We start from the raw sequence: 25,681 nt of genomic DNA on the forward strand, positions 1-25,681 counted from the left end.
TTTTTTAATTTCAAGGCCAAACTACATTCAAAGTATTTCTCATAATAGTTGAAATGAGTAAAGGAGTATTTTCGCTTAGTTAAGTGGTATTTTGAGTTTGTTAACCTAGTAAAATGGGTATAGAAAAGGTGTTCTTGTCGTATTTCCTATTTTTTTGTGCCGTAGAAATCAGCTAAGTTTACAGTAGTTATAGCTCATGAAAAATTTAAAAATATACATATTACTATTTTTTGTTTTTGGAACTTTGTTAGGTTATGCCCAAACTCAAAATAGTGGGGTAAAGTTTAATTTAAAAGGTAGGGTAGAAGTGAAAAGTTCTCGCCAACCTATTTCTGGTGTTTCGGTTTCAAATAATATGGGAGTCATGGTGCTGACAAACGCTCTTGGCGAATTTCAAATAAGAACCAGTATAGGAGATGAACTTACCATTCAGCATAACGATATAGAAACTTTACGGTATTTGGTAAAAGAGAATGATGATGTTCTAATTCTTGTGGAAGATTTTGAATCTTCCACTATAAATTCTAAATCTAAATCCTCGGCAGATATTTCTTTTTCCCATCAATCTCTTTTAGATTCTGCGGATAAATATAAGGCGCAAGATATAGAGAAGAGTATTGATTATGTAGCGCAATCCATTTCTATTTTAGGGAAAAGAGGTAGAAAAAAAGAACTTGCAAGATCTTTATCTAAACTTGGAGAAATTTATCAATACCACAAACAGTTAGATCTAGCTATTGATAATTACGAGGATGCTTTAGATGCCAATAAGACAATTTCTACATCTTTATTATTAGGCAAGGCATATAATTTAACTAATAGGTTTAAAGAAACAATTACATTATTGAATCCGCTTTTAAGCATTAATACAATTCCTCCTCATCAAAGTACACAGCTTTATGAATTGTTGGGAGATGCAAAAAAAGGGGATAATCAAGTAAACGAGGCTATTCAATTATATAATAAAGGTCTTTTGATTGCTGATAAAAATCAGATGACATCAAAAATGACAGATCTAAATTCTAAAATAGCGGATACCTATTCACAAACAAACCAGGCCATGGAGGCTGAGGCTTATTATGATAATTCTCTTCAGTTAGCAAATCAATTAGAACCTAAAAGAGCACTGCAAGAAAAGGAAAAAGTGGCCGATTTCTATAATACGAAAAGCAGGTATAGTGAGGAAATTACAATGCGAAAGAATAGTTTGCAAGAATTGAAAAAACTTAATTCGCCAAAGGCAGGTATAAAAAAAATAGATTTAGGCGATACAATTACTTCGCAACGTATTAATTACAAAATAGCAAATGCATACATTTCTCAGGATAAGTACAACGAAGCTATTCCCTTCTTAGAAAAAAGTATTGTTGAAGCAAATTCAGAAGATGATTTGGTTGTGCAAAAAGATGCTACTAGGAAATTATCTGAAGTATATAAGGAGAAAGGTGATTTTACAAAAGCTTTAGATACCTACCAATCGTATGTGGCTTTGGTAGATTCTTTATATGTCCGTAAAGAACAGGAAATTTCCAGGGCTACACGGTTTAATAGAGAAATTGCCAGCGCTCAAAACAGACTTACAGGTTTAGAACAAGAGCGCGAATTGTCCCAAAGTAAATATGATTTAGCTTTAACTGAGCAAGAGTTAGTCCAAGAAAGTAATAAGCGACAAGAATGGATTATATATTCGTTAATTTTTGGACTATTACTTACACTATTAGCTGCATTTTTCTTTTATAGAAGCAATCAACAACAGAAATTGGCAAATAACTTGTTAGCCTTAAAATCGTTGAGGTCTCAAATGAATCCGCATTTTATATTCAATGCACTTAATTCGGTCAATAATTTTATTTCTAAGAACGACGAAAGAAGCGCAAACAGGTATTTAAGTAATTTTTCTACCTTAATGCGCTCTGTATTAGAAAATTCTGAAGAAGACTTTATTCCATTAGAAAAAGAATTACAGCAGCTGGAATTGTATATACAACTGGAGCATTCTAGATTTGAAGATAAGTTTGATTATAACATTACTGTTGATGAGAATGTACAGGTGTCTAAATTTCAAATTCCACCAATGTTATTACAGCCATATATAGAAAATGCTATTTGGCACGGCCTTAGATACCGCGAATCTAAAGGGGAACTTTCTGTTACAGTTAAAGAAAATTCAAAGAATTCAATAGCCATTTGTATAACTGATAATGGCATTGGGCGTAAGAAATCGGCTTCCATTAAAACGCAGAATCAAAAGAAACAAAAATCTAAAGGTATGGGGATAATTAAAAAACGTGTCGCAATTTTAAACGATATGTATTCCGATAAAGTTGATATTGAAATTTCAGACTTGGAAAAAGACGGGACAGGTACCAAAGTACTTTTTATATTAAAAAAAGAAAAATGAGTTTAAAAGCAATTTTGGTCGAAGATGAGGCCAATAGTAGAGAAATTCTAAGAAATTATATAGCTAAATATTGTCCTAGTATTAATTTGGTAGGTGAGGCTTCCTCTATAAAAGAAGCTTTGGTATTAATAGAGAACAATGTACTTGATATCGTTTTTTTAGATGTTGAAATGCCTTTTGGCAATGCGTTTGATTTGCTAGAGCAACTACCAGATAGAACTTTTGAGACCGTATTTGTTACCGCGTATGACCATTATGCCAAAGATGCACTAAACAATCATGCTGCATACTATTTAACTAAGCCTATTAATATAGATGAATTAATAAATGCAGTAAATTATGTAGAAGGAGTTCGCGAAAAAGAAGCAAGCTTAGAGGGTGAAGTTTTAACGACAAAAACGAAAGGAGTAGAAGGTAAGCTAACCTTGCCTCAACAAGACGGATTTCAAATTTTAAATGTGTCCGAAATCTTATATTGTAAGGCCGATGATAATTATACGGAGATATATTTGCTGAATAAGAAAATTTTAGTGAGTAAAACATTAAAGTATTTTGAAGATGCTTTAACCGAGTTTCCTTTTGCCCGGGTGCATAAATCTTATTTAGTGAATGTAAATGAAGTAGTTAAATATAGAAAAGGTAAAGGAGGCAGTGTAGTAATGTCTAACGGTAAAGAATTAATGGTATCTGCATCTAAAAAGAAAGACTTTCTTGCTTTTTTTAACTAGAAAACTTAAAGGTGAACTTAGAGTATTCCAAACCTAATAATTAAAATATATTCAGGAGCTAATTGTTGAACTCTTAAAAATATAAGAATGATAAAAGGAGTAAGAGGTAAAGAGCCTATAATTGGTGATGATTGTTTTATTGCTGAAAATGCAACTGTGGTAGGTGAGGTAATAATGGGCAAGCAATGTAGTATATGGTTTAATGCCGTGCTTCGTGGCGATGTTCATTTTATTAAAATGGGTGATAAAGTAAATGTTCAAGATGGTGCTGTTATTCACTGTACGTATAAAAAATCACCAACTACAATAGGTAATAACGTTTCTATTGGCCATAATGCCATTGTACATGGGTGTACCGTGCATGATAATGTTTTAATAGGTATGGGAAGTATTATAATGGATGATTGCATTGTAGAAAGTAATAGTATTATAGCTGCGGGTGCTGTACTAACAAAAGGTACGCATGTGCCCTCAGGAAGTATTTTTGCGGGCATGCCTGCTAAGAAAATAAAAGATATTAGTCCAGAGTTGAGTTCTGGTGAAATAAACAGAATTGCCGAAGCTTATACAATGTATTCTGGCTGGTTTAAAGACTCGAAATAGTCACCGTTGATAATATGAACATTACAATCTATCTAAAATACGTATTTTTGACGCACCAAAACTAAAAGTTATGAACGCATATGTTTTTCCTGGGCAAGGTGCTCAATTTGTTGGAATGGGTTTAGATTTATATGAAAAATACCCTATTGCAAAAGAGTTATTTTTAAAGGCAAATGATATATTAGGCTTTGAAATTACTGAGGTAATGTTCAATGGTACTGCCGATAGTTTAAAAGAAACTGAGGTTACCCAGCCAGCCATATTTTTACATTCCGTTATTTTTAGTAAAGTAATGGGTACTTCTTTTAAGCCTAATATGGTTGCTGGCCATTCTTTGGGTGAGTTTTCTGCATTGGTTGCAAATAATACCTTAAGTTTTGAAGACGGATTAAAATTGGTGTCGCAACGAGCTTTGGCAATGCAAAAGGCATGTGAGCTTAAGCCATCTACGATGGCGGCAGTTTTAGGATTAGACGATGCCATAGTTGAGAAAATATGCGCAGAAACTACAGGTGTTGTTGTGGCTGCAAATTATAATTGCCCTGGACAGTTGGTAATTTCTGGTGAAATAGCTGCAGTAGAGCAAGCATGTGAAAAATTAAAAGAAGCAGGTGCAAGACGCGCTTTAATGTTACCAGTTGGTGGTGCTTTCCATTCACCATTAATGGAGCCGGCAAGAGAAGAATTGGCAGCTGCAATAGATAATACAAATTTCTCTAACCCTAGTTGTCCTATATACCAAAATGTACCGACAACTGCCGTAAATAGCCCAGTTGAAATTAAGAAGAACCTTATGCTTCAACTAACTGCTCCTGTGAAGTGGACACAGAGTATACAACAAATGGCAAAAGATGGAGCAACCATATTTACTGAAATTGGCCCAGGTAAAGTATTACAAGGTTTAATAAAAAAAATAGAACCTTCGGTTACAACTCAATCTCCCGAGCTAACAGACTAGCTATTGTTTCCTTAATATGACCATTCAACCCAAAAATCCTTTTTTCAACTGTTTGTGAGGGCTTTACCTTGATTTTTTTGTAATATTGAGGCCCTTATTTTTGGTCTGGAGATAGAAGTTTCCATCTACCGAATTAATGGAATTGAAAAGTACACTATGAAAATGAATTACATCACTAGGCTGAATTCTAAAAGTATTCTTGTCAAATTTTTATACCTGGGATTATTGTTTTTTTCCATTAATATAAGTGGACAATTTGCAACTATTTCGGTTGATAGAAATGGAAGTGAGACTTTAGGGCCAAACAGTACAGCGCGTTTCGAAGTTACTCTCGGGGGTTTTTTTATTCCTAATCAAGATTTTACAATAAAATATGACGTTAACGACCTTTTGACGACTGCTATTGATGGTGTAGATAGGAATGGAACTTCGGGAGAATTGTTAATTCCAACTGGGTCTACATCAGGCTTTATAGAAATTGACGGAATTGTTGATGACGCATTTGTAGAGGGCGATGAGACCGTTACCATATTTTTATTAGATGGAGATGATTACTTTATTATTCCTGGTTCCGCGAATAATTCGGCTACTTTAATAATTGAAGATAACGATTTTGCAACATTAGATATTGCTGACGTTCAGGCGGATGAGGGTGATAATCTAGTTTTTAATATTCGCTTAGACAACCCGGTAGAGTATGACCATACGGTTACCGTAAATTTTGGAGGCGGAACTGCAACAAGTGGCGGCACTGGCTTTACGCATCCAGAAGATTATAACGGTACTCAACGTTTAGTTACTTTTTTAGCTGGTGAAACCATTAAACAAATGGCGGTCACTACAGGGAATGATAATGTCGTTGAAAATGATGAAACTTTTAATGTTACGCTAACTAGTGATTCGAATTCAAATGTAAATGCCGGCGATACTGCAATTGGTACCATTTTAAATGATGACGTTGTTGAAGTAAATGTTGTTGCCAATAGGCCAACAACTAATGAAGATGGGTCTGGACTAGATGGACGATTTAGAATAGAATTAAGTGAAGCAAATAGTACAGGAGGCACTGTTATAGTGGACTACACATTAACAGGCACAGCTACTGAAGGTGCGGCTGCTGATTATATAATTTCTGGTAATGCATCTTTTGCCAATGGAGCTTCTGTTTCCAATATTAATATTCTACCTAATCAAGATGCATTGGTGGAAGGAAATGAAACAGTTGTTATTACATTAAATAGTGTTAGTAGTTCTTCTTATGAAATTGGTCCCTTAAACACAGATACGGTAACCATAGTTGATGATGATCTATTTACAGCTACAATCACGGCAACTGATAATGTTGCAGAAGAAGCAACTACGGTAACCAATACAGGGACGTTTACTATTAGCCTAGATGCTATAAATAATACGGGTAGCCCTGTGGTTGTAGGCTATACTGTGGGCGGTACGGCTTCTTCGGGTACAGATTATACGGCCTTATCGGGTTCGGTTTCTTTTGCAAATGGCCAACAGAGTAGAACCGTTACCATTACTCCAATTAATGACAATAGTGTAGAGAACCCTGAAACCGTAATTGTAAATTTAAGTACAGGAGCTGGTTATGAATTAGGAGCTACCGCTACTAGAACGGCTACGGTTACCATAAATGATACTGATACGTTTACAGCTTCGGTAGTTTCATCAACGGCAACTTCAAATGAGAGTCCGGTTACCAATGGGGTCTTTACAGTTAGTTTAAATTCTACCAATACAACAGGCTCGCCCGTAACAGTGAATTATAATGTTACAGGAACGGCAACTGCAGGTATAGATTATAATACTTTAAGTGGGTCAGTAGCTATTGCAAATGGTGCAAGTACAGGTACTGTTAATGTAGTACCTATTAATGATACAACAATTGAAACTAATGAAACGGTAATCTTAACTTTAGCGACTAGTCCAAACTATACTGTAGGGACACCTAATAGCGCCAATGTTACAATCGTAAGTGATGATGTAAATATCGCAAGAATTACTGCGTCCGATGCTACAGCAGCAGAGAGTAATGGTGCGGTTGCCACAGGCGAATTTACGGTAAGTTTAAGCGCCCCTAATAATACGGGAAGTTCAATAACTATAAATTATGTAGTTAGTGGTTCTGCGGTGAACGGTACCGATTATTCTGCCATTAGTGCAAATGCTGTGAGTATTCCAAATGGATCACAATCTGCACAAATTTTAATAACACCTACTAATGATCAAATACAAGAAGGGACCGAAAATGTTATTATAACATTAGGTACTGGAACGGGTTATGTTTTAGGTGCTACCGCTACACGTACAGCTACCGTTGAAATTGATGATAATGATCAAGCAACTTTAACAGTTTCGAACGTTACTGTAAATGAAGATTTAGCCTCTGGCGAACTTGTTTTTAATGTAGTATTGAATATAGCGGTCGTAGGTGGTACAACTGTTTCTTATTCATTTTTTGATGATACCGCAACTGGCGGTGGAGTTGATTACCAAGGAAATGTTTCACCTAATAATACACTTATTTTTAATGGGACGGCAGGGGAAGTTAAAACAATTCCTGTATCCATTAATAATGATCAAGTATTGGAGAGCACGGAAACCTTTAGTGTTCAATTAAGTTTGCCGACAAATAACGTTCAGCTAGCAAATGGAGGAACAGCAATTGGTACTATAAACGATGATGATAATTGTGTGGCAGCACCCGTATTAGATACATCAGTATCTACTATCTATTGTGTAGAAACCCTAACATCTCCTTTTTCAGCAAACTTATTTGATTATACGAGTAGTGTCGCTCCAAGTGGTACGGTGTTAACTTGGAGTAGAGTTTCTACTCCGTTAACAACTACATCTCATTTAACTTCTGCAGAAGCGCAAAATGTAAATACACCAGCATCATATTATGGTTTTTTCTATGATGAAGCTAATAATTGTGCTAGTGGAACTATAGAAGTACAAATTGTACGCAATGTTATTCCACAACTAGTTACGATAAATGGTAATGAGCGCTGTGGTCCTGGTACATTGTTGTTAAATGTAGAACCTAGTGTCGGGGCATCTGTAAACTGGTATGCTACTATTGATTCAGATACACCTATTTCCTTTGGGGAAACATATACTACGCCAAATTTATCTGCTACTACTACATATTATGTTGAAGCTGTTGAAAATGGATGTGCTACAGAAAGACAACCAGTTATTGCAAGAATAGGATTTCAGGCTGCAACGGGTACGGTACAAAATGGGTCCATATGTAGTGTTGCTGCAAACGGACTTACAAGTTTAGACTTAGATGCTAGACTTACAGAAGCTGATCCGGGTGTTTGGGTCTTTGTGTCAGGACCAGAAAGTAGTGTAAACATAAGCTCTACTAATGTTGTTGATTTTGTAGGTTTTGCCTCAGGCGCATATGTTTTTAGGTTTACTACAACGAATTCTACCACGCCATGTACAAATAATAGTGTTGAGGTTACTATTAATGTAAGTGATTGTGAGTCAGATGAAGATAATGACGGACTATTAGGTGGTCAAGAAGTTGCTTTAGGATTAGATCCTAATAATCCAGATACGGATGGTGATGGTATTGAAGACGGTGTAGAAGTGGGTGATGATTTAGCAAACCCATTAGATGAGGATGAAGATGGTATTATAGATGCTTTAGATTCAAATATAGATGACATAGATAATGATGGTGTAAATGACCAACAGGATCCGGCAAATACCAACCCCTGTTTGCCAAACAGATTTAATGGGTCTTGTGATACTGACGGTGATGGTTTGTCAGATTTAGACGAGCAAACAAATGGATCAGATCCCGATGATCCATGTGATCCTATAGCTTCGCCAAATTGTGATGATCCAATAGATTTAGAGGTTCTTAAAACAGTTGATAATGAAGATGCCTTAGTGGGCGATACTGTAATCTTTGAAGTGACAGTTACGAACCTGTCCGATAGAACCGCCAGAGCTATTGTAGTTGGTGATTTATTGGAATTAGGTTTTGAATTCGTGTCTAAATCTACTACTGATTATGATGAAATTTCAGGTTTGTGGAATATTGCAGAACTAGAGGCAGGCTTGTCTACAACTTTGTCTATAACAGTCATAGTTTCTGAAAATGGCCCTTATGTTAATACCGCTACTTTATTAGAGTCTATTCCATCAGATAACAATCCTGATAATGACGAATCTATGGTTACTCTTAATACAGAAGCACCTGAAGGAATAGATCTTGAAATTATAAAGAATGTTGATAATAAAACACCATTAATAGGAGAGCAAATAACCTTTACTATCCGAGTAGAGAATAAATCTAAAAACGGAGATACGATTACTAATATCGAAATTGAAGATATTCTTCCTACTGAGCCAAATGCTGGTTTTATATATATAAGTCATTTAGCTAGTATAGGCGAATATGATGTATCGACTGGTATATGGAGTATTGAATCTCTTGAAGTTGGTGAGCAAAACGCAGTAACACTGGAGATTACAGTGACCGTGCCTATAGTGGGCCCTTTTAGTAATGTAGCTACGCTTGTAAGGTCATCTCCTGCAGATAGTAATGAACTAAATAATACAAGTACGGTAGAAGTTAACGTCAATGTTCCTACAACGGCTGACCCTGGCTTTCTATTCAACCAATTTTCTCCCAATGGAGATAATACTAACGATGTACTAAGAATTAATCTTAGGGACGATTTAACCAAAGCAGATGCAGGAATAAATTATAAAATTGTAATTCATGACCGCTATGGTAATCGTGTTTTTGAGGGGGGCAGTATAGTTGCTAATAATACGCAAAGAACTGTTGATGTTTGGGATGGTACCTATAAAGGCAAAGAGGTACCTAAGGGCACTTATTTTTATATTATAAATTATAGCATTAATAATGAACCCGCAATTCTTGATAAGGGTTGGATACAGCTTATAAGATAAATTACATTATGGATTATAACTATAATAAAGCGAGTTATACTGTAGCATTTTTGCTATTCTCTTTTCTTAATATAATTGCATATGGACAGAAAGAACCTCAGTATACGCAATACATGTATAATATTGGGAGTTTTAACCCTGCCTATGTTGGTACAGTAGAAACACCCGAAATTGCCGGACTTTACCGTGCGCAATGGATAGATATACCTGGAGCACCACGAACATTGCGCTTTGGAGCCAACTTGCCATTTAAAAATGAAAAAGTAGGCCTAGGTTTAAATATTATTAGTGATCAATTAGGTCCAGTTTCTCAGACTTATGCTGATATATCATATTCGTATCAGGTAATGGTAACCGATGAGACGAAGCTATCTTTTGGTATTGACGCAGGAGGCTCATTTTTAAATGTTGATTTTTCAAAAGGTACTTTTGAAAATCCTGGTGAAAATCTTAATGACGAAATGTTAAGTAAATTTTACCCAACAGTTGGTGCGGGTACATTCTTATATTCAGATAATTGGTATTTAGGGGCATCAGTACCTAACTTTTTAACGGAAGGTGTTTATAATGAGGAACTAGCATCTATTATAGAAGATGAATTACAGTTTAATTTTATTGGTGGGTATGTATTTGAGTTGTCCGATAACTTAAAATTTAAACCTGCATTTTTGATAAATGCTCTTGCAGGTTCGCCCGTTAATGTAAACTTATCAAGTAATTTTTTAATTTCTGATGTAGTCACGGCAGGTGTTTCCTATAGACTAGAAAATGCATTTAGTGGTTTGGCTGGTTTACAAGTTTCAAACTCACTATTTGTAGGCTACTCATACGATTATAACACAAATTTACTTGGTGAATATAATAATGGGTCGCACGAGGTTATTCTTAAATTTTATTTAGGTAGAAGTGGTATGAATAATACAAAGGGTAATAGTGATAAAAATGCAAAAGGTAAGCCAAAACAAATAGATTCACCTCGATTCTTTTAAAGTGCACTAATATGAAATTTAAATTAATCATAGTATTACTAGTTTTTGTTCCATTAATGGGAACAGCTCAGGATAAAAAGTCTAAAGCTGATAACCTATATTATGGTTATCAATATCAAAAAGCTATAGAAGAGTATAAAAGTGAAATGCAAAAAAAACCATTAACTAATGGTCAATTATTGAATCTTGCAGATTCCTATTTTAGTGTTGGTAGTTTTGACGATGCATCAAAACTTTATTTAGACGTAAATAAAAACGACACTATAATGTCGGTAAATCAATTTAATAAGATGCTTCAAAGTCTTTCTAAAAATTCAGAAAGAGATAGAGTTAGAACATTTCTAAGGTCTAAAGAGGCACAATTATCTCCTGAATTATTAGAGAACTCAGAATTTAATTTTAGTCTTTTAGATTTCCCGGCTTCTTTAGATAATGTAGAAATTAATTTAGCGGGTATTAATAGTCCGCAAGGTGATTTCTCTCCAACATTTTATAAAAATGGAATACTTTTTAGTAGTAGTAGAGGCAGAAATTCTAAAAATGTCTACGAACCTACTGGTGAATCTTATTTGGATATCTATTTTTCTAGATTAAATTCTGATAATCAATTAGCTGATGTAGCGTCTTTCAGCGAAATACCTGCTACAGATTTTCATAAGTCTACACCATATTACTCAACAAAATCATCAACCTTTTTCTATATCCTATCTAATACGGAAGATGGTGCACTTAGATATGATGAAAATGGAAAGAATGCATTGGCAATCGGTTCATTGTCAGAAACAGGGAAATTTAGATTTCTATTAAAAGATTTAAGTACTTCCTTTTACTATCCGTTTTTTGATGATAATAGTGAACGATTATATTTTTCGGCAAATTTTGCCGATAGTTATGGGGGAACGGATTTATACTATGTATATACTACCAATGGACAAATAATGTCTGCTCCAATTAACCTTGGCCCAAGAATAAATTCTCCTGGAAATGAAATTTCACCTTATATTTTTAATGGAAGCCTATATTTTTCTTCAGATATTTTTTATGGATTAGGAGGCATGGATGTATATAAGTCAAATATTATATCAAATGATTCGTATACAATACCGGTAAATTTAGGGGAAGGAATAAATTCTTCATTGGATGATTTTGGTTTTATAATTAGAAATGGAGAAAATGGAAACTTTACCGGGTATTTCTCATCAAATAGAAAAGGCGGCAAAGGGGGTGATGATCTTTATGGGTTTAGTATGGCTAATGATCCAGGTTTAAAAACATTTACCTTGCAAGGAAAAGTTGTAAACCTAATAAATAAATCTGGTTTAGATAAGACTCAAGTTAGGTTGTTAAATCATGAAGGTGAAGTATTGAAACAAACATATTCGACAATAGATGGTGATTTTAGAATAGAGGTGCCTTGGGTTTCTCAAATAACGGTAGAAGCAATGAAAGATGGTTATTCCGTTATTTCTACTTCATATTCTGAGGAAGGTATGGAAAAGTTACAAAATCAATCCTATAATATAGGACTTGTAAAAATGCAAGACCTTGTTGTTAATCGAGAAGATAAAACCGTTTTAAAATTAGATAAGTTTTATTTTGATAAAGGTAAGGCAGTGGTAAACGCAGAGGTAGAAACAGAATTAAAGAAAGTTGTAGATGCCGTTACCAGGTTCCCTCAACTTAGATTAAGAATAGAAACCCATACTGACAGTAGAGGAAGCAGCTCTTCTAATAATAGGCTTTCTCAAGATAGGTCCGATGCCATAAAGGATTATTTAATAAAGAATGGCGTATCATCTAATAATATCGTTAAATCTATTGGGTATGGTGAAGATGTAATTAAGAATAGTTGTGTTAATGGTGCATATTGCTTAGACTTTCTGCATAAGCAGAATGAGCGTACTCTATTTGTGGTGGAATAGTCTTAAAAGTAAGATTACACAATAACAATATAAAAATAGTATAGCGAAAACAGCGATAAAAAAAGTATGCCTAGGTAGGTTAAAAATTTAAGACTTTTGTTTGGCCTAAATTCTGGAGCTATATCCTTACTTATTACATTTTTTAAATTCATATAGCCAATTATTGGTGCTACTACAAATGAAACAAATGTAGCCAAAGCTACTAGTTTACCCATATTTGCGCTGAAAGCAGCAATTACTATAAAATTGACAATAGTTAGAACGATAATTCCAAAGGCAAATGCTCGCTTAGAGCTATAGCTTTTGCTCTTTGGGTTTAATAGCGAAATAATATCTAAGCTGACTCTGGCTAGGGCATCATGCGCTGTCATACATGTGCTAAACATAGTGGCAAATGCCGAAATGGCTATAAAAAGATAAGCCCACGCCCCAATATGTTCAGTAAACAAACGTACTACTTGGTCTGCGAAACTAACGGCGTTATTACTTAGTTCTACATTTGTTCCATACAGGGTAAACCATCCAATTATCATAAAAAATATAGCTAAAATTGCCGTAATGCTATAGCCAATATTAAATTCTTGTAATGATTCTTTTAAGCTCGGTTTTTCTTGATTTTTCCACTTTTCAATACTCCATAAGCTAACCCAACTAGAGGCTTCAACAGTTGTTGGCATCCAGCCCATTAATCCTATTAAAAATAGTATACCTACTTCATTAAAAATTGGTGTAGGAGTAAAGTTGGGTAAATGATTTACAGGTCCTTTAAATAGTACAAGAATAGTAGTAACTAAAAGGGCTATGAATAAGATACTAACTACAAACTTTAAACTAATTTCAAGAAATTTATATTTACCGAAAATAAGTAATGAACTAATAATTAAGAACAACCAAAGTGCGACTATTGAAATTGAACTAGTGTTGATGCCAAATAAATTAATAAATAAGCCAGCCGTTACGGTATATAATGCAGCTAAAATGGTAAAAGTTGTAACTAAGGTAATTATAGCATAAAACCACAAATACCCTTTTCCTCTGTTAAGATACCCTTCAATAAGAGTTTTGTTGGTAACACTGGTATAGCGCACACCAAATTCGAAAAAAGGATATTTAAGGATATTAGCTAGAATAATAGGGATTACCATAACCCAACCATATTGAGCTCCTGCTTTAGTAGAGAGTACTAAATGTGAGGTGCCAATTGCCATACTTGCAAATAAAAGACCAGGACCTAAATTTCTTAAAATTGTTTTAAGTTTTTGCATGTTAATGGGATTGGTTGATGCCCATAAATGTAAACTTTTTAAAAATTGTATAGTACTATTTAATTTCTATAGTAGTGCCATAAAATTTGGGCTGCGTGTTTAATAGCATATCTATAAACACTTTTACACGAGCTAAATATTCGCGTATTTGGACTTTGAGACCTTCAGATGTAGGTATATCTTGAGCATTGAAACCAATAGCGTTTAGTCCCTTGCTTTGTGCTATATAAATAGCTCGCTCATTATGAAACTTTTGTGAGATTACGGTCACTTCATCCAAACCAAATATATACTTCGCGCGTACCATGGAGTCTAAAGTTCTAAAACCTGCATAATCTAAAAATATTACCTCATCAGGTATGCCGGCATTTATTAAGTCCTTTTTAATAGTGTTTGGCTCATTGTAGTAAATACTACCATTATCTCCACTTACTAATATAAATTTAATTTTACCCGCTTTGTATAAAGCTATAGTTGCATTTATTCTATTGGTATAATATGGATTAGCAGAACCACTAGTTAAGCGGTTAGAAGTACCTAAAACAAGTCCTACTCTTTTTGAAGGTATAATAGATATATCTGAATAGGTCTTGCCTGCTGTAGTGTTAGAAATTACAATATTGCATATAACTATGGTGACAAGTAGTACAACTAAAAGGGCACTTGCAATTTTGAATAAGGTTCTTAACATGAGTTGAAATTCAAAATTAAAGATAGTAAATACCTAACGACTATAATTTAAAGAGGATAAAAATAAAAAACCCTTGAAAATCAGATGATTAACAAGGGTTTTAGTACTCGAGGCGGGACTTGAACCCGCACGCCCCAAAGAGCACAGGATTTTAAGTCCGGCGTGTCTACCAATTCCACCACTCGAGCATACTTGGCTTTAATAAAAAATGCTGACCGGCAACATTTTCTGAGCGAAAAACGGGATTCGAACCCGCGACCTCCACCTTGGCAAGGTGGCGCTCTACCAACTGAGCTATTTTCGCAAATTTAAGAACGTGCATCTCTTAAAAGATGCGGGTGCAAATTTAATATATTTCTGTAAAAACCAAAGTAAAAATGTACAAAAGAATTAAAAAAATTATGAGGTTGCCTTTTTGTCCTTGGTTAACAGCCTTTTAATCTCATTTAATTTCATCAATGCCTCTACAGGGGTTAATGTATCTATGTCTAAATGTGTAATTTCTTCCTTGATTTCTTCTAATAATGGGTCGTCTAAATTAAAAAAGCTTAACTGCATTTCATCAGATGTGCTTTTAAGTTGATTGCCAATTTCTTCACTAACATGTTTGTTTTCCAACTTTTTCAAAATCTTGTTCGCCTTCTGAATTACTTGTTGGGGCATACCTGCCATTTTAGCCACATGTATACCAAAACTATGCTCACTTCCTCCGGGTACTAATTTTCGGAGAAATAAAACAGTATCCTTTAGTTCTTTTATAGCAACATTAAAATTCTTAATACGATTAAACGTATTGGTCATTTCATTGAGCTCGTGGTAATGTGTAGCGAACATTGTTTTTGCACGTGCAGGGTGTTCATGTAAATACTCTGATATGGCCCAAGCAATTGAAATACCGTCATAAGTGCTTGTGCCACGACCTATTTCATCTAGTAAAACCAAACTACGCTCTGATAGGTTGTTCAAAATAGAGGCTGTTTCGTTCATTTCTACCATAAAGGTAGATTCGCCCATAGATATATTGTCACTAGCGCCTACGCGAGTAAATATTTTATCTATTACACCAATTTTAGCAGTTTCTGCTGGGACAAAACTTCCCATTTGGGCGAGTAGTACTATTAATGCTGTTTGTCTTAGCAAAGCTGACTTACCGCTCATGTTAGGGCCGGTAATCATTATAAATTGTTGGTTGGATCTATCTAACTGTAGGTCGTTAGCTATATATTGCTCTCCTAAAGGAAGCTGTTTTTCAATAACTGGGTGCCTGCCGTCTTTTAATTCTAAATCGGTACTATCGTTTAGCTCTGGGCAGTTGTAGCTATTTTCTTTAGCTAATTGTGCAAACCCACAAAGGCAGTCTAGTTGGGCAATTAAAAAAGCATTGTTTTGTACTGGGGCAATATATTCTTGCATCCATACTACTAATTGAGAAAAAAGCTGCTGCTCTAAAGTTGAAATACGGTCTTCAGCACCTAGAATTTTTGCTTCATATTCTTTTAGTTCTTCTGTAATATATCTTTCTGCATTAACTAAAGTTTGCTTACGGGTCCAAGTTTCTGGTACCTTGTCTTTGTGGGTGTTCCTTACTTCTATATAATACCCAAAAACATTATTTGATGCTATTTTAAGGGAGGTAATTCCTGTAGCGGCAGTTTCCCTTTCTAACATATTGTTTAGATAATTTTTGCCGGATTTTGCTAAACCTCTTAGTTCGTCCAATTCTTCTGAAAAACCCTTTGCAATTGTGCTGCCTTTTAAAATATTAACAGGTGCCTCTTCGCTAAGCATTTCTTTAATTTTTGCTCGTAATAAGTCGCAAGATTGTATTTGATCACCTGTTAAAGCTAGCGACTCGTTTTTAGATGAGGTTGCCAATTGCTTTATAGGTATTAATGCTTCTAAAGAATTTTTTAACTGAACAACTTCTTTTGGATTAACCTTGCCTGTGGCAACTTTAGAAATTAAGCGTTCTAAATCGCCCATTTGTTTTATATGGTGCTGAAACTTTTCTAAAACAACTTCCTCATCATGTAAAAAAGAAACTATTTGTTGCCTTCTTTTAATTTTTTCTAGATTTTTAAGTGGCAAGGCCAACCATCTTTTTATCATACGACCACCCATTGGGGAAATAGTCTTGTCAATTATATCTAAAAGGGTTACCGCATTTACATTCGTAGAATGATATAGTTCAAGATTTTTGATCGTGAACCTATCCATCCATATATAATCATCTTCGGCAATACGTTGTAGTTTTGAAATATGTTGCAATTGACGATGCTGAGTTTCGCCTAAATAATGTAAAACAACGCCCGATGCTATAATTCCACAGGTTAAATGGTCAACGCCAAACCCTTTTAAAGTATTGGTGTTAAAGTGAGAGGTTAAATTCTCTAGCGCATAGTCTTCTTGAAACACCCAATCTTCTAAATAGAATAGATGGTGGTTTTTCCCGAAAACTTCGGTAAACTCTTTTTTGTGGGCTTTCGAAATTAATATTTCGTTCGGAGAGAAATTTTGTAATAGTTTATCTATTTGCTCTTCGCTACCTTCTGAGGTTAAAAATTCACCAGTAGAAATATCTACAAACGCAATCCCTATTTTTTTTCTTCCAAAGTGTACGGCGCAAAGAAAATTATTGGTTTTAGAGTTTAAGATATCATCGTTCATAGCCACACCAGGGGTAACTAACTCTGTTACTCCTCTTTTGACGATAGTCTTCGTTTGCTTGGGGTCTTCTAGCTGATCACAAATAGCAACGCGCTGACCCGCTTTTACCAATTTTGGTAAATACGTGTTTAAAGAATGATGTGGAAAACCGGCTAGTTCTGTTCGTTCGCCTCCATTATTTCTATTGGTTAGGATAATCCCTAATATGCGCGAAGCCTTTACTGCATCTTCACCAAAAGTCTCATAAAAATCACCCACACGAAATAGTAATAATGCATCAGGATACTTGGTCTTGATGGTATTATATTGCTTCATTAAAGGGGTTACCTTTTTTGTCTTATTTTTATCCGCCACTTTATCTTTATCTCATTAATTTTGCTCCTACACGAAAGTATGGTTTAATCTCTTGAAATTTAGTCATTGTTGATATTTCAGGATAAGTTTATAACATACATTACTAATGAAATTGAAGCTTAAGGTATGAGGAAATTAAGAAATGAGGAGTTAGATAGAATTGATGTTGAAGGGTATAAACTTGCAGGTAAATCTCCCATAATTATTGTTCTTGATAATATTAGAAGTTTAAATAATATTGGATCTGTCTTTAGAACAGCTGATGCATTTTTAATCGAAAAAATATACTTGTGTGGTATTACCGCTATACCACCGCATAAAGATATTCATAAGACTGCACTTGGAGCAACTGAAAGTGTAGATTGGGAACATGTGACCGATACTGTTGAGTTGGTTAAAAAGTTAAAAAACCAAGGCTGCCATATTATTTCTGTAGAACAGGCTGAAAAAGCTACACAACTGGACAAATACGTTCCTGCCAAAGATAAAAAGCAAGTGCTCATTTTTGGAAATGAGGTTAAAGGGGTGGCCCAGAATGTAGTTTCCGCTAGTGATCAGGTATTGGAGATTCCCCAATTTGGAACCAAACATTCTTTAAATATATCAGTCAGTGTAGGTGTGGTAGTTTGGGATTGTTGGAGTAAATTAAATGCATAAAAAAACCTGATCGAAGATCAGGTTTTTTAGTGTAGTTTGAGTTAGTTAGTTGCACGTATGCTTGCACAATAAAAGATTTTCTTTTCATTTACGCAAGAAATAATCTAATTTATAATTGTTATAAGTTAGCTAGAGCGAAGTCCTCTATCTTAGTTAAAACGGCTTCATAATCGTTTATATGTCTCACAAAATCTAGTTCACTAACATCTATAATCAATTGATTTTGTTTGGGGTAAGTTTTTAAAAAATCAAAGTATCCACGGTTAATTTTTTCTAAATACGTGAGTTCAATATTTTGTTCGTAATCTCTGCCGCGTTGTTTTATTTGTTGTAATAAACGTTCTGTCGTCTGGTATAGGTAAACGTATATTTTTGGTTTTTTAACTTCCTTGTACATAAAATTGAAAACTTTCCGATATAATTCAAACTCGTTTTGTTGTAAGGTTACCTTTGCGAAAATCAATGATTTATAAATATCATAATCACTTACCATAAAACTCTTAAAAAGGTCAAGTTGGTTAGTGTCTTCGGTAAATTGTTGATAACGGTCAGCTAAAAATGACATTTCTAAAGGAAAAGCATACCTAGCCTGGTCTTCATAAAAATTTGGTAGAAACGGGTTTTCGGCAAACCGTTCTAAAATTAGTTTTGCATTGAAATCTTCTGATATTTTAGAAGCTAATGTAGTTTTTCCTGCTCCAATATTTCCTTCAATAGCAACATATTCAAGGCTAGCAAATAACATGTATCTGCTCTTGTAAAGTTTTTTTACTTGCTTGGTAATATCACTTTTGTCTTTACACTCTTGTAGTAGGTTTCTAGTATCTTTATTTAATATAGGATGATAAAACTGTGGAGATATATCAGCTAAAGGTTTAAGAATAAATTTGCGGTCCTGTAATTTAGGATGAGGTATGGTTAAGGAATCTGTATTTATAATTTCATTCTCGTAATAGATAATATCAAGATCAAGCGTTCTACTTTGATAATTACCGGTTTCATTTCTTTCTCTGCCAAAACTTTTTTCAATACTTAATAATTTATACAATAAATCTTCTGGGGAAAGTAGTGTTTGTATCTCAACGCATGCATTTAAAAAATCTTCGCCATTAAAACCCCAAGAGGGGGTTTCATAAATGCTAGAAACCTGTCTAACATCACCTGCTATATTACCAATTTCAAAAATTGCTTTTTGTAAAAGAATCTCTCTTACTCCTAAATTACTACCAATAGATAAATATGCTGTTTTGTACACTCTCATAATATTAGAGCAAAATAAGTAAAACATATTCACATTAGTTATCTTTGTCGACTATTTAAAAGAAAGATTTGAATGAATTTTTTGAGAAATTTTTTGGCTTCTATTTTGGGTTCCTTATTTGCATTCGGAATCTTGTTTGTTATGTTTTTAATTTTTGTATCTCTTTTAAGTAGTGGAGAAGATACCACTGTTGTTAAGGATAATTCAGTTTTGGAACTACAATTACAACGACAAATCTCTGATTATACGGGTACTAATGAACTAGACCCATTTGCGGGTATTTTTGAGGAATCACAAGGGTTAGACGAAATATTACATGCCATAGAGGTAGCAAAAAATGATGATCGTATTAAAGGGATTAGCATTAATAATAATTTTATAATTGCTGGTTTAGCTCAAACACAAGCTATTCGCCGCGCTTTAGAAGATTTTAAAAAGGAAGGTAAGTTTATTTATGCTTACGCTGATTTTTATATGCAGCGAGATTATTATTTGGCTAGTGTAGCAGATTCTTTATTTATTAATCCTGTCGGGGTGTTAGATTTTAAGGGGTTATCCACAGAGGTTTTATACTACAAGGAGCTTCAAGAAAAATCTGGTATTAAGATGGAGGTAATTAGACATGGAAAATACAAGAGTGCTGTTGAACCTTATTTGGAGAATAATATGAGTGATGCTAATAGAAGTCAATTAACTTCTTTACTGCAATCACTTTGGAACTCCATGATAAGTGATATTTCTAAAACAAGGTCTATTCCCCAATCAGATTTAAATATCATTGCAGATACATTAGGAGGTAGAACTCCTAGTTATGCTAAACTCTCTGGCTTATTAGATGATGTAATTTTTTACGATGAATATGAAAGTAAGTTGGCAAACGCTTTAAATATTGACAAGACAGAAGATATAAATTATAGTACACTAGATGATTATGTAAAGTATTCCAATAAAAAGATTATAAAGTCTGGCGAAGGCAAAATTGCTGTGGTTTTTGCCCAAGGTGAAATATTTTACGGTGAAGGTGGTCCAAATATTATAGGACAAGGGATTATTAACGAAGCGTTGATAAAAGCCAGAGAAGATGATAATATAAAAGCGGTAGTATTACGTGTAAATTCTCCTGGCGGTAGTGCGCTGACTTCAGATATAATATGGCGAGAAGTTGCGCTTACCAAAAAAGTAAAGCCCGTTATTGTTTCCATGGGTAGCGTAGCGGCATCTGGCGGCTACTATATTGCTACTGCTGCAGATAAAATTTATGCAGAACCAACCACTATTACAGGTTCTATTGGTGTGTTTGGTACAGTACCGAACCTTACGGATTTAGCATCTAATATTGGTATTAATGCTGAGCAAGTTGGTACTAATAAAAACGCAATTGACTATTCTTTGTTTGAGCCAATGGAAGAGAGCTTTAAAAATCAAATTCAGGAAAGTATCGAAGAAACGTACCAAACATTTCTTAAGCGCGTTTCTGAAGGTCGCAATATGACCATGGCCCAGGTAGATAGTGTTGCGCAAGGTAGAGTGTGGAGTGGTACTGAAGCCTTAGAAATAGGTTTGGTAGATGAGTTGGGTAATTTAAATGATGCAATTGCCGAGGCTGCTAAAATGGCTTCTTTAGATTCGTACGGGATAAAAAAATTTCCGAAATACAAAAGCGGTTTTGAACGTTTTATGGAGGACTTGGAGGGAGCAAGTTTGCAATTCAAAGACGGATTATTAAAAGATGAAATAGGAGATGAGGCATATAAAGTGCTTAAAGAACTACAATCTTTTAAAAAGCAAGAAGGTATACAGGCTAGAATGCCCTTTGCGTTAGAAATTAAATAGTTTTATGACGCTAAAGGATAGGAAACTTGCACAACGTATTTATTTGTATTTAGGGGCATTGTTTATTACCTCATTAGTAGTTTCTAATCTTATTTTCCAAAAATTTTTTTACTGGAACCCGTTTGGCGACTTTACTGTTTTTGGAGTTTCACTTTTTGAGGTGTCCGTTGGTATCTTGCCCTACCCAATAACTTTTTTAATTACCGACTTGATTTCTGAGATTTATGGTCGTAAAATGGCAAACCAAATAGTAACTGCTGGTATTTTTGCATCATTCTTTTCTATGGGCATTATTTTGTTAGCAGAAATAGCACCTGCTATACCAACTTCCCCTATTAATGATCAAACTTTTACGCAAGTTTTTGCCTTATCGCCAATAGCTGTTTTAGCATCAATGATCGCGTATCTATTAGCGCAGTATGTAGATGTAGCTATCTACCATTTTTGGAAAAAATTGACCAATGGAAAATATTTATGGTTGCGTAATAATTTTTCCACGTTTCTTTCGCAATTTCTAGACACATTTACCGTTGTGGGGTTGTTATGTGTCTTTAAAGTATTGCCTTGGGAGCTATTCTTTGGTTTAGTGGTAAGCGGATTTATTTTTAAGATTTTTATAGCATTTGTGGACACCCCTTTTCTCTATTTCTTCGTATATATTATGAGAAACCGTTTTAATCTAAAACCAAATGAAGAGTTGGACTTGGATAAACTAGAGTAAACTACCACTAGGTAAGCCTGCGAGGAATTTGTAAGAGTTTGGATATGAGTTTTTTAGGTAACACCAAGAACGGTAAAATCTCGATTATCAAGTAAAATTTTAAATAAAGAATTTTAAAAATATACTATGGGTAAGAAAATTTTAAAAATTGTAGGAGTACTTTTATTATTAATCATAGCTGTTATAATTGCAGCACCTTTTTTCTTAGAAGCTAAAATTGGAGACATTATTAAGACCAATGTCAATAAGAATGTAAATGCCACATTAGATTTTTCTGATGCACATTTAAGTTTAGTTAGTAGTTTTCCTAATGCAGAAGTGAACTTTAAAGATGTCGTTTTAATTAATAAAGCACCTTTTGAAGGGGATACTTTGTTTAAGGCAACTTCTCTAGATTTAACAATGGGAGTTATGCAGCTTTTTAAAGGAGCTGAAGATGCAATTGCTATCAACAATATTAACTTAGATGGTGCCTTTATAAACGTTGTAGTGGATAAGGAAGAGAATGCTAATTATGATATAGCCATTGCTTCTGAAAATACCTCAGCTGTAGAGTCCAGTACTACAGAAGGTTTTTCATTTGACCTACAATCTTACGAAATATCAAATTCAAGAATTTATTATACCGACAACGCTACAGGTATTTCGTTTAAGTTAGATGATTTTCAACATAAAGGGAAAGGAGATTTATCATTAGTAACATCTGAGTTGGATACGCATACAGATGCATTAGTTTCTTTTGAAATGGATAGCGTTAATTATTTGAATAAGAATAAAGTACAGTTAGATGCTTTAATAGGCATTGATCTAAATCAGAACAAATATTCATTTTTAAAGAATGAAGCATTAGTAAACCAATTACCATTAGTTTTTGATGGTTTTGTAATCCTTAATGACGATAACCAAGAGGTTGATTTAACCTTTAAAACACCTTCTTCAGATTTCAAGAACTTCTTAGGGGTAATTCCAGAGATTTATTCAAAGAATATTGAGAATGTAACTACTACAGGTGAGTTTATTGTAAATGGTAATTTTAACGGAATAGTAGATGACACGCATATCCCTAAATTTAATATCGAAATAAAATCGGATAATGCATCATTTAAGTATCCTGATTTACCTAAAGCAGTTAAGAATATATTTCTTGATATTCAACTAAATAATAAAACAGGTATTTCAGAAGATACCTATGTAGATATAAATAAGGCTTCATTTATGATAGATGAAGATAAGTTTAACCTTACCGCCAATATTACCGAGCTTATGGGGAATACTCAAGTTAAGGCGCATGTAAACGGTGCAATGAATTTGGCTAATATATCACAAGCCTACCCCATTCCGGCAGGTTATGATTTAAAAGGTTTATTGAAAGCAGATATAACGACGGCTTTTGATATGGCTTCTGTTGAAAAACAACAATACGAGAAAACAAATACTAACGGAGACTTAAGTGTTTCTAATTTTGAATATAATTCTGAGGAACTTGCAAGTCCTGTAAAGTTTAGCAACGCAAGTTTAACCTTTAATCCTAAAACAGTAACATTAAACAGCTTGAATGGTACTACTGGTACCACTGATTTTGATGCCAAAGGAACTATTAACAACCTATTAGGGTTTATGTTTAATAATGAAAAAGTGGAAGGAAACTTCAACCTAAAATCCAACACCTTTGTATTAAACGATTTTATGGTCGCGGAAAGCGTGGTTTCGGAAACTACAAGTGAAGGTGAAAATAAAAGAGGAAGTGACGCTGAAGGCGAAAAAATTAAAATCCCTTCATTTTTAAGTGCAACAATTAATGCAGACGCAAAAAAGGTAGTATACGATAATATTATTCTTAGCGATGTTTCGGGAATACTTAAAATAAAAGACGAAAAAGCTACGCTTAGCAATATGTCAGCGGGCATGTATGGCGGTAAAATAGGTTTTAACGGTGAGGTGTCAACAAAAAATGAAACACCTACTTTTGTCATGAAATTAGATTTGAATCAGCTAGGAATTCAAGAAACTTTTCAATCTATAGAACTTTTTAAAGTTATTGCGCCTATTGCACAAATGTTAAAAGGTAAACTTAGTTCTGATATTTCCCTATCAGGTAATTTAACAGATGATCTATTACCTAATCTATTATCATTAAGTGGAGAATTATTTGCAGATATCACTACGGAGCAAGTAAATACAGAATCAGCACCGCTCTTGAGTGCTTTGGTGACGAAATTAAATTTTATAGATTTAAAAGAGTTAAATCTTAAGGATTTAAAAACATCCTTATCTTTTAAAGATGGTGTAGTTGCCGTTAAGCCTTTTACCATTAATTATAAGGATATTGCAATTAACGTGGATGGTAGTCATTCATTCGATAAAAAAATGGACTATAAGGCTACACTACAAGTGCCAGTAAAATATTTAGGGTCAGAAATAACAAAGTTAATTGCTAAAATAGATGACTCATCTTTACAAGATTTAAAGATACCTGTTGTAGCCAATATTGGTGGTTTATATAATAGTCCACAAGTTACTACAGATTTAACATCTGGGGTTAAGAAACTAACCACAGAATTAATTGAAATAGAAAAACAAAAACTTATTGCAAAAGGAACGGATAAGGCTAAAGATTTAATAGGTGGGTTAATTAGTGGAAGCAATAAAGCAAATGATTCTACTAGTACTGGAGCTACAACTAAATCAAATGCAAAAGATATTTTAGGTGGTATTTTAAATACTAAAAAAGATTCTAGTTCTACCACTGTTAAAAAAGATTCAACCCCTGTGAAAACGGACAAAGAAATTGCAAAGGAAAAGGCCAAGGATATTTTAGGTGGATTTTTAGGAAAGAAGAAGAAAGATTCTACTAACTAATGGTGAATCCTACATAATACCCTTCACTTCCACGGACGTTGAAAACGGTGTTGTCTTCAAAGATTAAGTACTGCCCTTTTATTCCCATTAATTTACCCTCGAAAGTTGGTGTTTTACTAAGGTTTAGGCTTTTAACTTTTGTTGGATATTGTAAAACAGGAAATTCTATCTGGGTCTCTAGATTAGATTCTAAATAGTAGGGCAGGGCTTCTTTAGGGATGTATTGCTTTAGTCTGTTGCGCCAATCTTGAAGGTTCTCATCTACCACATCATTGGTTAACATAGTTCTCCAATTTGTTTTATCACCAACATGGTCTTTTAAGGCAACTTCGGTAATACCTGCTAAATATCTATTTGGCACTTCAACTATTTCAATGGCTTCATGAGCACCTTGATCAATCCATCTGGTGGGTACTTGGCCTTTTCTGGTAACGCCTACTTTAACGTTGCTGGAATTTGCTAAATACACAATATGCGGTTGTAACTGCACTTTTTTCTCATAGGCTAAATCTCTATCCTCTTGGTCTAAATGAGCAGTGCTTAACTCGGGACGCATTATCCAATCTCCTGCCGATGGTATTTCAAAAAAGCAGGTTCTGCAAAAGCCCTGTCTATAAATAGGACGGTCATTTCCGCAATTTAAACATTGATGTTTTATGAATTCTATTTTTAAAGTTTTGTCCAGAACTTGATTAACATTTAAAAAATCAGATTCAAACAGCATATAATATTGAATAGGACTTCCTATTTCGGTCTGCATTTTTTTAAGTACTCCTTCGTATTGCATGTAATTTTGGCTTATTGAATTATCAATTT

General features: G+C 34.2%; 16 protein-coding genes and 2 tRNA genes. 11 read left to right on the forward strand and 7 right to left on the reverse strand.

All coding sequences use genetic code 11. The features are described from left to right. Nucleotides 1-196 precede the first annotated feature (196 nt). The 7 genes from BTR34_RS11245 to BTR34_RS11275 all read left to right on the forward strand — a co-directional run bounded on the left by BTR34_RS11245 (nt 197) and on the right by BTR34_RS11275 (nt 12,557). On the forward strand, nt 197-2,401 hold the full coding sequence (locus BTR34_RS11245; RefSeq protein ID WP_068481618.1) for a histidine kinase: 2,205 nt from the start codon (nt 197-199) through the stop codon (nt 2,399-2,401). After that, on the forward strand, nt 2,398-3,129 hold the full coding sequence (locus BTR34_RS11250; RefSeq protein WP_068481621.1) for a LytR/AlgR family response regulator transcription factor: 732 nt from the start codon (nt 2,398-2,400) through the stop codon (nt 3,127-3,129). The genes BTR34_RS11245 and BTR34_RS11250 overlap by 4 nt, the downstream gene beginning before the upstream one ends. A gap of 87 nt (nt 3,130-3,216) precedes the next feature. Then, the gene (locus BTR34_RS11255) at nt 3,217-3,732 is read left to right on the forward strand and encodes a gamma carbonic anhydrase family protein (protein ID WP_068481624.1); all 516 of its coding nucleotides are present in this window, start codon (nt 3,217-3,219) and stop codon (nt 3,730-3,732) included. A gap of 70 nt (nt 3,733-3,802) precedes the next feature. Continuing rightward, on the forward strand, nt 3,803-4,690 hold the full coding sequence (gene fabD / locus BTR34_RS11260; RefSeq protein WP_068481627.1) for an ACP S-malonyltransferase: 888 nt from the start codon (nt 3,803-3,805) through the stop codon (nt 4,688-4,690). A 156-nt stretch (nt 4,691-4,846) separates the two neighbouring features. Further along, the gene (locus BTR34_RS11265) at nt 4,847-9,646 is read left to right on the forward strand and encodes a Calx-beta domain-containing protein (protein ID WP_082960101.1); all 4,800 of its coding nucleotides are present in this window, start codon (nt 4,847-4,849) and stop codon (nt 9,644-9,646) included. Nucleotides 9,647-9,654: 8 nt separating this feature from the next. Further along, on the forward strand, nt 9,655-10,635 hold the full coding sequence (locus tag BTR34_RS11270; protein ID WP_068481633.1) for a PorP/SprF family type IX secretion system membrane protein: 981 nt from the start codon (nt 9,655-9,657) through the stop codon (nt 10,633-10,635). Nucleotides 10,636-10,646: 11 nt separating this feature from the next. Next, entirely contained in the window at nt 10,647-12,557 is a 1,911-nt protein-coding gene (locus tag BTR34_RS11275) for an OmpA family protein (protein ID WP_068481636.1), read from the forward strand. A 14-nt stretch (nt 12,558-12,571) separates the two neighbouring features. Here BTR34_RS11275 and BTR34_RS11280 read toward each other — a convergent pair whose 3' ends face one another. The 5 genes from BTR34_RS11280 to mutS all read right to left on the reverse strand — a co-directional run bounded on the left by BTR34_RS11280 (nt 12,572) and on the right by mutS (nt 17,495). After that, nucleotides 12,572-13,822 (reverse strand): NRAMP family divalent metal transporter, encoded by a 1,251-nt coding sequence (locus BTR34_RS11280; protein ID WP_068481639.1) that lies wholly within the window; start codon nt 13,820-13,822, stop codon nt 12,572-12,574. Nucleotides 13,823-13,877: 55 nt separating this feature from the next. Beyond that, entirely contained in the window at nt 13,878-14,513 is a 636-nt protein-coding gene (locus BTR34_RS11285; protein WP_068481642.1) for a SanA/YdcF family protein, read from the reverse strand. 104 nt (nt 14,514-14,617) lie between these two features. Next, nucleotides 14,618-14,701 (reverse strand) — tRNA-Leu (locus tag BTR34_RS11290). Nucleotides 14,702-14,744: 43 nt separating this feature from the next. After that, nucleotides 14,745-14,817 (reverse strand) — tRNA-Gly (locus BTR34_RS11295). Nucleotides 14,818-14,912: 95 nt separating this feature from the next. Next, nucleotides 14,913-17,495, reverse strand: a complete 2,583-nt coding sequence (gene mutS / locus BTR34_RS11300) for a DNA mismatch repair protein MutS (RefSeq protein WP_068481881.1) — start codon at nt 17,493-17,495, stop codon at nt 14,913-14,915. A 165-nt stretch (nt 17,496-17,660) separates the two neighbouring features. Between mutS and BTR34_RS11305 the strand changes: the two genes are divergently transcribed. Further along, the gene (locus tag BTR34_RS11305) at nt 17,661-18,191 is read left to right on the forward strand and encodes a TrmH family RNA methyltransferase (protein WP_068481645.1); all 531 of its coding nucleotides are present in this window, start codon (nt 17,661-17,663) and stop codon (nt 18,189-18,191) included. Nucleotides 18,192-18,309: 118 nt separating this feature from the next. On the opposite strand, the gene folK is transcribed toward BTR34_RS11305, so the two are convergent. Further along, nucleotides 18,310-19,452: a 2-amino-4-hydroxy-6-hydroxymethyldihydropteridine diphosphokinase gene (gene folK, locus BTR34_RS11310; protein WP_068481649.1), complete on the reverse strand. Its 1,143-nt coding sequence runs from the start codon at nt 19,450-19,452 to the stop codon at nt 18,310-18,312. A 72-nt stretch (nt 19,453-19,524) separates the two neighbouring features. Between folK and sppA the strand changes: the two genes are divergently transcribed. The 3 genes from sppA to BTR34_RS11325 all read left to right on the forward strand — a co-directional run bounded on the left by sppA (nt 19,525) and on the right by BTR34_RS11325 (nt 24,865). After that, nucleotides 19,525-21,285, forward strand: coding sequence for a signal peptide peptidase SppA (sppA, locus tag BTR34_RS11315; protein WP_068481652.1), 1,761 nt, complete (start codon nt 19,525-19,527; stop codon nt 21,283-21,285). A 4-nt stretch (nt 21,286-21,289) separates the two neighbouring features. After that, nucleotides 21,290-22,006: a queuosine precursor transporter gene (locus BTR34_RS11320; protein ID WP_068481658.1), complete on the forward strand. Its 717-nt coding sequence runs from the start codon at nt 21,290-21,292 to the stop codon at nt 22,004-22,006. A gap of 126 nt (nt 22,007-22,132) precedes the next feature. Next, nucleotides 22,133-24,865 carry an AsmA-like C-terminal region-containing protein gene (locus BTR34_RS11325; protein ID WP_068481661.1) on the forward strand — a complete coding sequence of 911 codons (2,733 nt, stop codon included), beginning with the start codon at nt 22,133-22,135 and terminating at the stop codon, nt 24,863-24,865. Here BTR34_RS11325 and BTR34_RS11330 read toward each other — a convergent pair. Further along, the gene (locus BTR34_RS11330; protein WP_068481664.1) at nt 24,858-25,652 is read right to left on the reverse strand and encodes a DUF2797 domain-containing protein; all 795 of its coding nucleotides are present in this window, start codon (nt 25,650-25,652) and stop codon (nt 24,858-24,860) included. The genes BTR34_RS11325 and BTR34_RS11330 overlap by 8 nt on opposite strands. Between the last annotated feature and the right edge of the window lie 29 nt (nt 25,653-25,681).

Origin of the sequence: Maribacter hydrothermalis, from assembly GCF_001913155.1 — a bacterium.
Taxonomy (GTDB): domain Bacteria; phylum Bacteroidota; class Bacteroidia; order Flavobacteriales; family Flavobacteriaceae; genus Maribacter; species Maribacter hydrothermalis.

Excerpts from the sequence above, each read along its gene's own strand:
- BTR34_RS11245 (WP_068481618.1), top strand. The coding sequence starts at position 197 with ATGAAAAATTTAAAAATATACATATTACTATTTTTTGTTTTTGGAACT.
- BTR34_RS11250 (WP_068481621.1), top strand. The coding sequence starts at position 2,398 with ATGAGTTTAAAAGCAATTTTGGTCGAAGATGAGGCCAATAGTAGAGAA.
- BTR34_RS11255 (WP_068481624.1), top strand. The coding sequence starts at position 3,217 with ATGATAAAAGGAGTAAGAGGTAAAGAGCCTATAATTGGTGATGATTGT.
- fabD (WP_068481627.1), top strand. The coding sequence starts at position 3,803 with ATGAACGCATATGTTTTTCCTGGGCAAGGTGCTCAATTTGTTGGAATG.
- BTR34_RS11265 (WP_082960101.1), top strand. The coding sequence starts at position 4,847 with ATGAAAATGAATTACATCACTAGGCTGAATTCTAAAAGTATTCTTGTC.
- BTR34_RS11270 (WP_068481633.1), top strand. The coding sequence starts at position 9,655 with ATGGATTATAACTATAATAAAGCGAGTTATACTGTAGCATTTTTGCTA.
- BTR34_RS11275 (WP_068481636.1), top strand. The coding sequence starts at position 10,647 with ATGAAATTTAAATTAATCATAGTATTACTAGTTTTTGTTCCATTAATG.
- BTR34_RS11280 (WP_068481639.1), bottom strand. The coding sequence starts at position 13,822 with ATGCAAAAACTTAAAACAATTTTAAGAAATTTAGGTCCTGGTCTTTTA.
- BTR34_RS11285 (WP_068481642.1), bottom strand. The coding sequence starts at position 14,513 with ATGTTAAGAACCTTATTCAAAATTGCAAGTGCCCTTTTAGTTGTACTA.
- mutS (WP_068481881.1), bottom strand. The coding sequence starts at position 17,495 with ATGAAGCAATATAATACCATCAAGACCAAGTATCCTGATGCATTATTA.
- BTR34_RS11305 (WP_068481645.1), top strand. The coding sequence starts at position 17,661 with ATGAGGAAATTAAGAAATGAGGAGTTAGATAGAATTGATGTTGAAGGG.
- folK (WP_068481649.1), bottom strand. The coding sequence starts at position 19,452 with ATGAGAGTGTACAAAACAGCATATTTATCTATTGGTAGTAATTTAGGA.
- sppA (WP_068481652.1), top strand. The coding sequence starts at position 19,525 with ATGAATTTTTTGAGAAATTTTTTGGCTTCTATTTTGGGTTCCTTATTT.
- BTR34_RS11320 (WP_068481658.1), top strand. The coding sequence starts at position 21,290 with ATGACGCTAAAGGATAGGAAACTTGCACAACGTATTTATTTGTATTTA.
- BTR34_RS11325 (WP_068481661.1), top strand. The coding sequence starts at position 22,133 with ATGGGTAAGAAAATTTTAAAAATTGTAGGAGTACTTTTATTATTAATC.
- BTR34_RS11330 (WP_068481664.1), bottom strand. The coding sequence starts at position 25,652 with ATGCAATACGAAGGAGTACTTAAAAAAATGCAGACCGAAATAGGAAGT.